This is a genomic window from Vibrio sp. 2134-1 (genome assembly GCF_033339495.1).
In genome coordinates, this window is sequence record NZ_JAWOUS010000004.1 from 199323 (window position 1) to 212305 (window position 12983).

The following is a 12983-nucleotide window of genomic DNA, read 5'->3' on the forward strand; positions in this document are numbered from 1 at the left end:
CAGTAGCTGGCACTACTAGATAGTGCCAGACAGAAAACTTGATGTTGCTTGTAAATGCTCGAAGAATGGGGCGATGATACGGCTGAACTCAGGGATCAACTGTGAATCTTTCCACCAATCCGAGCTTGGGAATGCAGTAAACGCATCCATAAAAAACAGCACCGCAGAAACAATTAAGACTCCGCGTAGACCACCAAATACAATCCCGAGAATTCGGTCCGTACCTGATAGCCCTGTTTTTTGTACCAGTTGACCAATGACGTAATTCACCACTGCACCAACTACCAAGGTTGCGACAAATAACGCCGCAATCGCCGCTCCGTTACGAAACATATCATCTTCGATGTTGGTGAAGTACACCGCCAATTTGGCATAGTAATTACTGGAGATAAAAAACGCTCCGAACCAAATCACCAAAGACAAAGCTTCTTTAGCAAAACCGCGAACTAAACTGATCAGAGCTGAAAATCCGATCACACCTAAAATGATAAAATCTATCCAATTCATCTTTTCTTCATCTTAAGTTGGCGCGCATTTTAACAGAAAAAATGCTGACGCAAACGTTTTCTTATGGATTTAATGGCTTAAATTTAAGCAATTGACCTTTTGAACCTGTAATTTTTTGTAATTCTTGAACTTGTCGTTCAAGTTTACTTTTTGACACATCAGGGCCAACAATCACTCTCGTAAACTCGTTTTCTTTCTTTGTGTGAGCTTGATAACCACGCTTTTGCAAATCCGCGACAAGCGCGACAGCATTTTCGTGATTCTTAAGTGCCATCAACTGAATGATCCAAGCTGAATCTTCATATTGATTTTTCTCTTGAACAGGACGAGTGACGACCTCAACTTGCTCTGGTTGTTTGATGACCTCAGGTTTAGATGTTGGCACTGGCTCGGGCTCAGAAACGGCTACTTGAGCATCCTCACGTTCTTGCACTACAGCTTCAACCGGAGAATCCGGTAACGTAATGTCGTCTTCCACTGGCTCTAATATTTCGAAGTTTTCCACATCACTATCAAGTTCTGGTTTGATAGGAATACTGGCAAATTCTTCTTTGTAGTGCAGTTTCTTACCATCTAGCACATCGGGAAGAACAATGACTCCGACTGCGACTAGAATGATGGTGCCGACTAAACGACTTTGGAATTTACTTGCCATCAAAATACCTTTACTTATTTATTATTTGATTGCCAATGTTCCAATACCTCTCCGACGGTATGGAATGAGCCAACCACCAGAATAACGTCTCCTGTCTTTGCGTGGCTTCTCGCACTCTCGAAGGCGTCAACAGGGTTTTCAAAATGAACTTGCCCATCAGGTAAGTATTGGCACAATTCATCAGCGGTCGCCGCTCTCGGTCCAGTAAGCGACGCTGGATACCATTGTGTTGCAACTGGAGTTAGAGCTTCAATGGTTGCTTTAATGTCCTTGTCATGCAGCATTGCAACCACAATATGGATATTCTTACCCAAATATTGTTGCTTCACTCTCTCTACCAAATACTCAGCAGAGTGCGGGTTATGAGCGACATCAAGGACTATTTCAGGTTCGTGATGCAGTACTTGCATACGCCCCGCCAAACGCGCATTATTCAAGCCATTGACAATATTTATGTCAGTGATTTGCAATTCCGAAGCCCCTAGTGCCATCAGTGCAGTGGCTGCATTTTGTAATGGTAGCGATGGGATTGGTAAATCCTCTAACTCAAATGCCCCACTGCTCCACTTCCAACCATTATCAGTTAGTTGGTAATCGTACTGAATACCTACCTGGAAGAACTCAGAACCAATATCGTCAGCATGAGCCGCCACGGTCGCTGGTGGCGTCGGTTGACCACAAATTGCTGGCTTCCCTGAACGGTAAATGCCCGCTTTTTCAAAACCAATAACATTGATGTCATCACCAAGCCAATCCACATGATCGATCGCTAAGCTCGTAATAACAGAAACATCATGGTCAACAACGTTAGTGGCGTCTAGACGGCCGCCAAGTCCTACTTCAAGCAAGACAACGTCAACTTCCTCTACTTGGAAAATACGTAGCGCAGCAAGCGTACCGAATTCAAAGAGGCTAAGGCTCACATCACCACGCTGCTTTTCTACATAATCGAATGCTTCACAGTGCTTTGCATCTACAACGTCAACGCCATTAATGCGTACACGCTCGTTGTAACGAATCAGGTGCGGAGAACTGTAAACACCGACTGAATAGCCAGCATCAAGTAAAATGGCTTCCATTAACGCACACGTTGAGCCTTTGCCATTGGTTCCGGCAACGGTGATTACGGTTGGAGCTGGTTTGGTAAGATTGGCTTTGTTTGCTACCGCTTGGACACGGTCTAAGCCTAGATCAATTGCTGAGGAATGAATATTTGCTAAATAATCAAGCCACATCTTTAATGAAGATGTGGCTTGAGGAGTTGGGTTTTGGGTCATCTAACTTTAACCATTAAATTCTTTGGTTTTTATGTTAGTTGTTACTTTACCCTTTTTCGTCCGCTTCTGGTACAGAATATGGCTCTTCATTTGGAGATTCGTTAACCGAAACCACCAAAGGAGACTTGTGGTTAGTCATCTTAGCGATAAGACCACCCACACGCTGACGCATTTCACGACGGTCAACGATCATATCAATAGCACCGTGATCAAGTAGGAACTCACTACGCTGGAAACCTTCAGGAAGATCTTCACGTACAGTTTGCTCGATTACACGACGACCAGCAAAGCCAATGAGGGCCTTAGGTTCACCGATGTTGATATCACCCAACATAGCCAAACTTGCTGAAACACCACCCATTGTAGGGTCAGTTAGAACCGAAATAAACGGCAGACCCTTTTCTGATAAACGCTCAAGCGCAGCACTGGTTTTTGCCATTTGCATAAGAGACATTAATGCTTCTTGCATACGAGCACCACCACTTGCTGAGAAACAAACAAGCGCACAGTTATTTTCAATGGCTGCATCCACGGCTTTCACAAAGCGAGCACCAACGACTGAACCCATTGAACCACCCATAAAGGAGAATTCAAACGCACACGCCACAAGCGGCAGACCAAGCAATTCACCCTGCATCACAACTAGCGCATCTTTCTCACCGCTATTTTTTTGTGCAGCAGAGATACGCTCTTTGTATCGCTTAGAATCTTTAAATTTCAGTTTATCCTGTGGCTCAAGTTCAGAACCTAATTCAACTCGATTACCTTCATCTAAAAATGTTTCCAAACGACGACGCGCTTTCATACGCATGTGATGGTTACACTTTGGACAAACTTCTAAGTTACGCTCTAGCTCTGCATGGTATAAAACCTGTTCACAAGAGGTACATTTAGTCCACACGCCTTCTGGGATAGAAGCTTTGCGTGAACTTACTAGATTGCTTTTCTCTAAAATCTTTTCAAGCCAACTCATGGAAGACCTTTTCTCTCAACTCTTCCGCTTCATTGCGAAAGATATAAATTCGACATAATACCGACGGATTAAACCATATCTTGCAGCTACTGTAGATAAAAAACTGGTTGTACCTATTTTTGATATCGTAAATAGCGTATGTTTTCCGTTCACATTCAATGTAAACACTACCGATATTTTGAAATAAGTTTGTAAAATTAGTTCAAATTATCTGGTAAAAACAGTGGACCGATCGGCACTTCAGGTAACCCAAACTCTTCTGGGTAGTCTACATCTACCAGGTACAGACCTTCCGCTTTCGCTGTCGCACCCGCTAGTTTGCGATCTTTGGCTTCTAATAACCACTTGATCCATTCAGGACTCTCTTCGCCACGTCCAACTTTTATCAAGCTACCTGTGATATTACGAACCATATGATGCACAAACGCATTGGCTTTAATATCAATAACCACATAGTTTCCATGGCGCGTAACGTTCAGGTGCATCAAGTTTCGAAATGGGCTGCGAGACTGACAATGCGCCGCGCGAAACGACGTAAAATCATTTTCGCCGAGTAGGAACTGCCCTGCTTCATGCATTTTTTTCTCGTCGAGCTCACCATGATAGTGACTAACCCCCGAGTTTAAGATGCCTGGACGTAAAGCATGATTGAAAATAATGTAACGATAACGGCGCGCTGTCGCTGAGAATCTTGCATGGAAATCATCTGAAACTTCCTTAGCCCAACGAACCGCTATATCGCTCGGCATGTTCGCGTTTGCGCCCATGGTCCAAGCTACCATTTTTCGAGTAACGTTGGTATCAAAGTGCACAACTTGTCCCGTGCCATGCACGCCTGCGTCTGTCCGACCAGCACACTGAACTTCAACTGGGTGATTAGCGACGACGGACAATGCTTTCTCTAGCTCTTCTTGGACACTTTTCACTTCTCTTTGGCGCTGCCAACCAAAGTAGTTTGTACCGTTGTACTCGATACCTAATGCGATTCTCATCTTAACCTTCGAACTCTAAAATGGGGCGGGAAGTATATACTCAAGTCACCTCAAGTTGCCAGTTTCACCAAGGGTGACATAAAGGTAGCATCCTACTAACGGGACACAAAAAGGGTAGCAAACGCTACCCTTTTGTTTCGGTTTATCGGCCATTAATGGCATCAATCAGGCTTTTTGCTTCGCGGCGAATATCATCCTCACCGTAAACAATCGCCTCTTCTAGTAGTTTAATCGCCCCTTGAGAATCGTTCATCTCGAGATAGATTTTAGCCAAATCCAGTTTCCCAGCCGCTTCAGCATTGTTATCTACGTCAATATCGCCGATCTCGCCGATAACATCTGGAAACTCGTTCAATCCGACATCGAGCTTAAGGTCTTCTTCTTCGAACTCACCACCTTCTCTGTCGACCTGAGCCATCAATTCATCAATCGTCATAAATTGATTTTTCTTCGGGTCGAAGTCATCCAAGTCGCTTTGCTCTGCCCAGTTTTCTTGCGCGATCTCTGGCTGACTTAGTGCATCACTCGAATTCCAAACATCACGCTGGTCCTCAGGCACTTCTTCAGTAGAACTTACGTTATCAGCGGCGAGTTTAAAGCCATCCCAATCATCTCCAACATCAAGCATGGTTTCAAAATCCATACCTGCACTTGCGATGGTGTCACTGTCTAGTTTACCTTCAAATACTTCTGAGTTTGCGTCTTCCGCAAGAAGGTTAGCCATTGATGATTCATCATCCAAATTACTGAGCGGCTCACCCTCTGTCGCTGTTGGCTGCACTTCTGGGTCAGTATCAAAGCCGTTTTGCTGCGCAAATACTTCAAACAAAGCATCATGATCGTTATCGGCTTGAATAGCTGGTCTCGATGTCTCTGCTTCAACCTTAGGGTTCTCTGGCGCACCCTCGTTCATTGATGCGAGAACATCTTCCTCATTGAACTCTGGAAGATCTTGGTCGTCAAAACTTAACTCTTCATCCTCACCGGAGATTGGTTCTATATCTGCAGTCTCAGAGCTCGGTAATTCTGGCTCTTCTTCCATCGACGCCAAGGCATCTTCTTCGCTGAACTCTGGCAAATCGAGCTCATCAAAATTGAACTCTTCTTCGGACTCAGCTGGCAAGTCGGCTTCAACCTGTTCTGGCTCAACGGACTCGGACGTTTCTAACGCAGGTTCGCCAGCCATAGACGCCAATGCGTCTTCTTCACTAAACTCAGGAAGATCCAGCTCATCAAAATTGAATTCATCTTCTGATTCAGCTGGCAAGTCTGCTTCAACCTGTTCTGGCTCAACGGACTCGGACGTTTCTAACTCCGGCTCATCCGCCATAGACGCCAATGCGTCTTCTTCACTAAACTCAGGAAGATCTAGCTCATCAAAATTGAATTCATCTTCTGATTCAGTTGGCAAGTCGGCTTCAACTTGTTCTGGTTCAACGGACTCGGACGTTTCTAACGTAGGCTCGCCAGCCATAGACGCCAGTGCATCTTCTTCACTGAACTCTGGCAAATCGAGCTCATCAAAATTGAACTCTTCTTCGGACTCAGTTGGCAAGTCGGCTTCAACCTGTTCTGGCTCAACGGACTCGGACGTTTCTAACTCCGGCTCATCCGTCATAGACGCCAATGCGTCTTCTTCACTGAATTCTGGAAGATCCAGCTCATCAAAATTGAACTCTTCTTCGGACTCAGCTGGTAAGTCAGCTTCGACTTGCTCTGGTTTAACAGACTCGGACGTTTCTAACTCCGGCTCATCCGACATAGACGCCAATGCGTCTTCTTCACTAAACTCAGGAAGATCCAGCTCGTCAAAATTGAACTCTTCTTCGGACTCAGCTGGCAAGTCGGCTTCAATTTGTTCTGGTTCAACGGACTCGGACGTTTCTAACGCAGGTTCGCCAGCCATAGATGCTAGAGCATCTTCTTCGCTGAATTCTGGAAGATCTAGCTCATCAAAATTGAATTCTTCTTCTGAATCGTTGGTCGACTCAGTTTCCGGCTCCAATTCAGGTTCATCCAGTAGCCAATCTTCTTCTTGTGGAACACCGAATTCATTTTCTATTGTATTTGGTGTCGGTGTGAAGGCTGGAATGTCTTCCTCTTGCTCAACGTGAGGCTGTACCTCAGCATCGGACTCCACGGATGGTTCTTGTGTTGAATCAGTATCGGTAGCCTCTTGTTGTAGTGATGAAGCTTCCTCTATCTCCGTTTGTGTTTTTTCAACTTGCTGCGGTAAATCGTCTTCACTATCAAATAGAGCGTCAAGTTCAGCAGAAAAATCCGCTTTTTCTTGTTCTGTTGGCAGAAGTTCTTCACTGTCTGACTCAAATAGGTCGTCTAGCTCGCTCATTAAAGGATCATTCTCTGGTGAGAGGTCCTCTAAATCACCAAGAAATTCATCGCTGCTAAATGGCTCTGAAGCAGCCTCTGGCTCGGTTAATGGTTGCTCTTTTGCAGCTTGTTGCGTGTCTGGTTGGCTTTCACTTAATAAAGCGTCGATGTCCAATCCAGACTCAATGTCCTGATCTTCATGAGTTTGTTCTGACTCAACTACGGAAGATGGCTTTTCGTCGGCGTCTGGCTCACCAAAACCAAGTGATTTCAGTAACTCTTCCTCTTCCGATTTATTCTGCTCTGGGCTCTCGTCCTCTCGAATCAGATCATCAAACGGATCTAAATCAGCTTCAGTCTCTTCATCAAGTTCAGAGGTAACATCATCAATGAGTTCATCCAGTAAGTCTGTGCTATCTGCGTCTAACTCTTCGATCGAGTCATCACCTTCAAAACCAGAGATTGCTTCTAGCTCGTTTAGTGGATCAAACTCGTCTGTGTCATCTTCATCAAAATCAATGAGTTCATCGAGTAGCTCTGTACTGTTTTCATCTAGAACAGGACCTTCATTGGCGTCAGCTTCTCGAACTTCCGATTCGCTAGCCGGTTGTTCATACTGGGCCAATAGCTTATCGATATCGTCGTCAGATGCCTCTCCTACACTAAAGTCATCATCCGACACAGGCTGTTTTAACTCAGGCTCATCAGTATCTAAATCGAAGTCATCGTTGCCAAGTTCAGCAAACAAGTCATCAAGCATATCCTGGTCGACAGTGTCACTTGGTAACTCTTCTGACGGCTCATCGGCTGCAAGTAACTCGGCAAATGCGTCGTCTGAAAGCGAGTCTGATTTCTCATTCGTATCATCCGAAAGATCGAAGCCAGACTCATCGTCATCGAGCACTTCTAGTTCTGGAGCAACCTCATCTAAGGCTCGCTCCATTTCTTCTAAACCAAGCGCTTTTTCTTCGCCGTTGACTTGGATACCATTGTTCGATGATTCAAACTCATCCAGACCAACATCTAGGTCGCCGTCATCGCCAATATCTGCAAATGGGTCATCATCCCCTTCTAGGTTGAAATCCAGTTCTTCATCGTCAAGGTTGGCAAAGACGTCTTCTTCTAAATCTGGCTTCTCTTCTTGTGTAGCCTGAGTACTAATATCTTCATCTGCGAACAACTCATCATCAAGTGTGAGTTCTTCATCCAGCTCGTCCGTCGCCGCTAAACCAATTGGCGCAGCTAATGGATCGGTTTCCTGCGGCGATTGCTCAGCAGGCTCTTCCTCTTTGTTTTTAGAACGGCGACCAAGCAACATCACAACCAACAGTGCCAGCAATGCACCTGGAATAAGCGCCGCTAAGCCGACAAGCCAACCATTAGACAAAATCTTGTCAATCGTACTTGGCTGCATGCGTTGTTGCTCAGCAAGGCGCTGGCGCTCTTCAGCAAGCAGTTTCTCGACTTCCGAGCGAATGCGTTCTTCGTCATTCAGCTCATTTTTCAAGGTTTCAACTTCGCTTTGCACTTCTGACAACATTAAGCGAAGACGATGGTTCTTCTCTTCCAATGACTCTAATTCACTTTGTGAGCCTTGAAGTTTGTCTTTTAACGCACTGACCTGCTTTTCACCCTGCGGAGAGGTGTTCACAGGTGGCGCAGGAATAACTGGTATTGTTTTTTGAACCGGTTTTGGTTCCGCAGCTACAGTAGTTTCTGGCTTAGGAGCAACAGGCTTGGGTTCTACTTTTATTTGTGGCTTTGGTTGCTCGGTGACGCGTTGCGCTGGCGTGGCTCTATTTGTCGGCTTCGGCTGTTTTAACTTAGCCTCGTGCGCCTTCATAATCGCAACAGCTTGCTCTGTAGTCGCGCTTTGCACTTGCTCTAGAGACGGTACTCGTAGTCGACTCCCTGGGATCAACTCATGAATGTTTTGGTTCTCAAACGCTTGAGGGTTAATTCGATAAATGGCAAGAAGCGTTTGTTGAACGGTAACACCGCGTGAAGGTCGTAACTCTGAAGCGATCGACCATAGTGTTTGATTTTCACCAGTCGGACCAAAGAAACGTGACGGCTGAGTATTTGCAGGAGGAGCAGGTAATGCTCGCTCAATATCTTCAGCATAGCTCGGAGATGATTGCACTTCACCAGACGGTCCAACAAGACGAATTCCTTCGGCTTGAACCACTGATAATGTCTGAGTCGCGCTCATCAACACAAGGGCTGCTAACAAACGCTTATAATTTTGACGCATAGAAGGCTCAGTTTTGTGCTAAATACAATTTGAAATGGTGATCGGTTAAATATATCGGATATCACATGCAAAACTATAGCGTTGAGAATAAAAAATGTGTGGCTCTCGCCATATTCGTACTAATCTCACACTATTTTGTTTCGTTCGTACAAAAAAGCCTCGCACTGTGCGAGGCTTTGAAATGAACTGTAAGCGACTTAGTAGTAATCGCGGATCAGAACTTCTGCGATTTGCACCGCGTTAGTTGCCGCGCCTTTACGCACATTATCAGCAACAACCCACAGATTTACGCCACTATGATGGCTGATATCGTTACGGATACGGCCAACCATTACATGGTCTTTACCGCCCGCATCGCGAACTTGTGTAGGGAAGTCTTCACCGTGGAACACTTCGATACCGTCAGTTTGTTCAAGCAAGTTAACGACTTCTTGTGCATCGATAGGTGAACGAGTCTCAATGTGAAGTGCTTCTGCGTGACCGTAGAATACAGGAACACGTACACACGTTGGATTGACTGTGATTGATGGATCGTTAAAGATCTTCTGTGTTTCCCACACCATTTTCATTTCTTCTTTGGTGTAGCCGTTTTCCATCATCTGATCGATTTGTGGAATACAGTTAAACGCGATCTGTTGAGAGAATTGCTTCTTGTCTGCGGGCAGACCGTTTAGCAGCTTCGCCGTTTGACCTGCTAGCTCATCGATACCCGCTTTGCCTGCACCAGACACCGATTGGTAAGTTGATACGTTAATACGCTCAATGCCCACCGCATCGTGAATTGGTTTTAGTGCCACCAGCATTTGGATGGTTGAACAGTTCGGGTTCGCGATGATGTTACGGTTACGAAACTCTGCAATCGCTTCTGGGTTTACTTCTGGCACAACAAGAGGAATGTCGTACTCGTAACGGAAGTGTGATGTATTGTCGATAACAATCACGCCTTCATCAGCGGCAATTGGAGCCCACTTGGCTGATAGCTCACCACCAGCAGAAAACAGTGCGATATGCGCTTGAGACCAATCGAACTCTTCTACGTTTTGAACGCGTACCGTTTTACCATTGAAGCGGTAAGTCTTGCCTTCGCTGCGCTCACTCGCGAGTAGGAAGATTTCGCCTACTGGGAATTTGCGCTCTTGAAGCACATCCAAAATTGTTTCACCGACCGCACCGGTCGCACCTAAAATGGCAACATTATATTGCTGGCTCATTGACTTACCTCAATCTGAAAACCTAGTTCTGCTAATGGAGCAAGGTTACATGTTTTGTTACCCACTAGCGTGACAGCGCTGTATTCACGGCGATCCCAGTAGTTTTTACGCATCAGGTCAAAAGCGCCTGGCTTACTGATTTCACGGCGGAAAAGAGCGTCATCTCTACGCACATCATAGATTAACTGCGTGATGTTATGCAGTGTTGCTTCGTCCCAAGCTCTGTCCAATACCATAGTAGGAACAGGCGCGGTTGGCAGTAAATCGCTGGCATGCGCACGTAATTCGTTATTTAAGAACTCACAGTAGCTGTTGAAAATCATCGTTGTACCGCGAGCTTTCCCTTCCAAGCCGTAGCCTGCAACGTGAGGGGTTGCGAATGCTAGCAGAGGCAGAAGCTCCATATCAACCTCTGGTTCAAATTCAAATACGTCGAGTGCCGCTGTAAAGCCATCATTTTTCAAAAGACGTTGCTTCAAAGCAGCGTTGTCAACGATGGGACCTCGAGCCGCGTTAATCAAAATTTGATCGCTGCGGAGACCATTTAATACCTTCTCATCAATCAAATGATGCGTTGGGTATGGGCCATCTTTGGTGATTGGCGTATGTAGTGTAATGATGTCTGAGCTTTCAATCAGTTCTGTCAACGGAGTAAAGCTACGAGGATCACCAGCCTCTTGTTTGAATGGGTCATTGATGAGAACTTTAATACCCATGCCTTTCAAACATTTCTCTAGGTAGCTACCTACTTGGCCTGCACCAATAATACCTACCGTCTTGTCAAATACCGAGAAACCTTGTTGCTGAGCGAGCACCATCATCACGCTGAACGCGTATTCCGCTACACCCACTTTGTTACACCCTGGCGCAGCAGTGAAGAAAATGCCTTTCTCTTTTAAGAGTGCTTGGTCAACATGATCCATGCCTGCCGTGGCCGTACCAACAAACTTCAGCTTGTTTGCTTTGCTGATCAGGTCAGCATTCACTTTGGTGACTGAGCGAATCATTAGGGCATCAACATCCACTAAATCATCGGCGGTCAGTGTACGACCTGGTTTTAGAATTACGTTACCGAGTTGGCTGAATAGCTCTTCAGCATACGGCATATTTTCATCAACAATAATTTTCATAGCGCCAGCGTTCTAACATCCATTTGTAAGAGTTCGTTTATTCGCAAGATGCGAAACTAAAGCGATTGTGCCCTTTTCCCGAAAAATCTCAAGATATAACACCAATAAACCTCAAGGAGGTAACTCCTATAGAATCGATTGACGGGAAGCCTAGAGAAAAGCAGAAACAGAGAAAAGAAAAAGCCCGGCTAAATAGCCGGGCAAAGTTCCAGAACAAAAGGATCCTATCCCGCTCTCCATGGGATAGAGTCTGCGTCTGTTCGATCAGTGTGACTGATCAAGCTCTGGAAACTGGATTGTTGGCGTTTACAGTACTCTCGCAAGGCGCCAACAAATTCAGTTAACCTTGGTACTTTTTAATAACCAAAGTTGCGTTTGTGCCGCCAAAGCCAAAGCTGTTTGACATTACGGTCGTTAGCTCTGCATCACGTGCTTCTGTCACGATGTCCAGACCTTGTGCTGCTTCGTCCAAGTTTGAAATATTGATGCTTGGAGCAATGAAGTTTTTGTCTAGCATAAGTGTTGAGTAAATCGCTTCGTGCACGCCCGCTGCGCCGAGTGCGTGGCCAGTCATTGCTTTTGTTGCAGAGATTGCAGGGCTGTTCTCACCAAACAATTGTTGGATAGCACCAAGCTCTTTCACGTCACCAACTGGTGTCGATGTGCCGTGCGTGTTGATGTAATCCACACCATCAACGTCTTGCATCGCCATCTTCATACAACGAATTGCGCCTTCACCTGATGGCGCTACCATGTCGTAGCCATCTGATGTCGCACCGTAACCTACGATTTCACCGTAGATTTTCGCACCACGTGCCAGTGCGTGCTCTAGTTCTTCAATAACCAGCATGCCGCCGCCGCCCGAGATAACAAAACCGTCACGGTCTGCATCGTATGTACGAGATGCTTTGTCTGGCGTGTCATTGTATTTGGTTGACAGTGCGCCCATCGCATCAAACATCATAGTTTGAGACCAATCTAGCTCTTCGCCGCCACCAGCAAAAACAATATCTTGTTTGCCTAGTTGAATAAGCTCCATAGCATGGCCGATACAGTGTGCAGATGTTGCACATGCAGAGCTCATTGAGTAGTTCACGCCACGAATCTTAAATGGCGTAGCAAGACAAGCAGAAACAGTAGAAGACATAGTACGAGGAACCATGTAAGGACCAACTCGCTTTACGCCTTTGGCGCGCATCGTGTCTGTCGCTACCGTTTGATTGTATGCAGAAGCACCGCCAGAACCTGCAACGATACCGGTACGATCGTTTGAAACCTGCTCTTCTGTAAGACCAGCGTCTGCGATTGCCTGCTCCATTGATAGGTATGCATAAGCAGCCGCATCACCCATAAAGCGCATCTGCTTACGGTCGATGTGTTCCGCCGGGTTGATTTTTAGGTCACCCCATACTTGCGAACGAAGACCGTGTTCTTTGAACTGCTCAGATGCAGTGATGCCAGATTTGCCCGCTTTAAGAGACGCTAGAACTTCTTCGACGTTGTTACCGATACTTGAAACAATACCCATACCGGTGATTACGACTCGTTTCATTATGACATTCCTATAATTCAAAAATCCGCTAGATGATAACTAAGATAGTCAACAAAAGTGGTCAGCTTTCCCATAAATTCGTACAATCGCCCCATTCTTAC

Annotated in this window: 9 protein-coding genes; all 9 read right to left on the bottom strand. The window is 45.7% G+C overall.

Annotated features, from left to right (window positions below):
* Positions 1-15 precede the first annotated feature (15 nt).
* Positions 16-507 carry a CvpA family protein gene (locus tag R7R78_RS07485; RefSeq protein ID WP_005380590.1) on the bottom strand — a complete coding sequence of 164 codons (492 nt, stop codon included), beginning with the start codon at positions 505-507 and terminating at the stop codon, positions 16-18.
* Positions 508-568: 61 nt separating this feature from the next.
* Positions 569-1162 (bottom strand): SPOR domain-containing protein, encoded by a 594-nt coding sequence (locus R7R78_RS07490; protein WP_005380588.1) that lies wholly within the window; start codon positions 1160-1162, stop codon positions 569-571.
* A gap of 14 nt (positions 1163-1176) precedes the next feature.
* Positions 1177-2439, bottom strand: a complete 1263-nt coding sequence (gene folC, locus R7R78_RS07495) for a bifunctional tetrahydrofolate synthase/dihydrofolate synthase (RefSeq protein ID WP_213970724.1) — start codon at positions 2437-2439, stop codon at positions 1177-1179.
* A gap of 46 nt (positions 2440-2485) precedes the next feature.
* Positions 2486-3412 carry an acetyl-CoA carboxylase, carboxyltransferase subunit beta gene (gene accD, locus R7R78_RS07500; protein ID WP_005380583.1) on the bottom strand — a complete coding sequence of 309 codons (927 nt, stop codon included), beginning with the start codon at positions 3410-3412 and terminating at the stop codon, positions 2486-2488.
* Positions 3413-3609: 197 nt separating this feature from the next.
* Positions 3610-4404 carry a tRNA pseudouridine(38-40) synthase TruA gene (truA, locus tag R7R78_RS07505; protein ID WP_005380566.1) on the bottom strand — a complete coding sequence of 265 codons (795 nt, stop codon included), beginning with the start codon at positions 4402-4404 and terminating at the stop codon, positions 3610-3612.
* 142 nt (positions 4405-4546) lie between these two features.
* Positions 4547-8989 carry a FimV/HubP family polar landmark protein gene (locus tag R7R78_RS07510; protein ID WP_225473385.1) on the bottom strand — a complete coding sequence of 1481 codons (4443 nt, stop codon included), beginning with the start codon at positions 8987-8989 and terminating at the stop codon, positions 4547-4549.
* A 197-nt stretch (positions 8990-9186) separates the two neighbouring features.
* Positions 9187-10200 carry an aspartate-semialdehyde dehydrogenase gene (locus tag R7R78_RS07515; RefSeq protein WP_005380562.1) on the bottom strand — a complete coding sequence of 338 codons (1014 nt, stop codon included), beginning with the start codon at positions 10198-10200 and terminating at the stop codon, positions 9187-9189.
* Positions 10197-11330 carry a 4-phosphoerythronate dehydrogenase gene (locus R7R78_RS07520; protein WP_005380560.1) on the bottom strand — a complete coding sequence of 378 codons (1134 nt, stop codon included), beginning with the start codon at positions 11328-11330 and terminating at the stop codon, positions 10197-10199. Before R7R78_RS07520 ends, R7R78_RS07515 begins: the two co-directional genes overlap by 4 nt.
* A gap of 340 nt (positions 11331-11670) precedes the next feature.
* Positions 11671-12882, bottom strand: coding sequence for a beta-ketoacyl-ACP synthase I (fabB, locus tag R7R78_RS07525; RefSeq protein ID WP_005380557.1), 1212 nt, complete (start codon positions 12880-12882; stop codon positions 11671-11673).
* Positions 12883-12983: the final 101 nt, after the last annotated feature.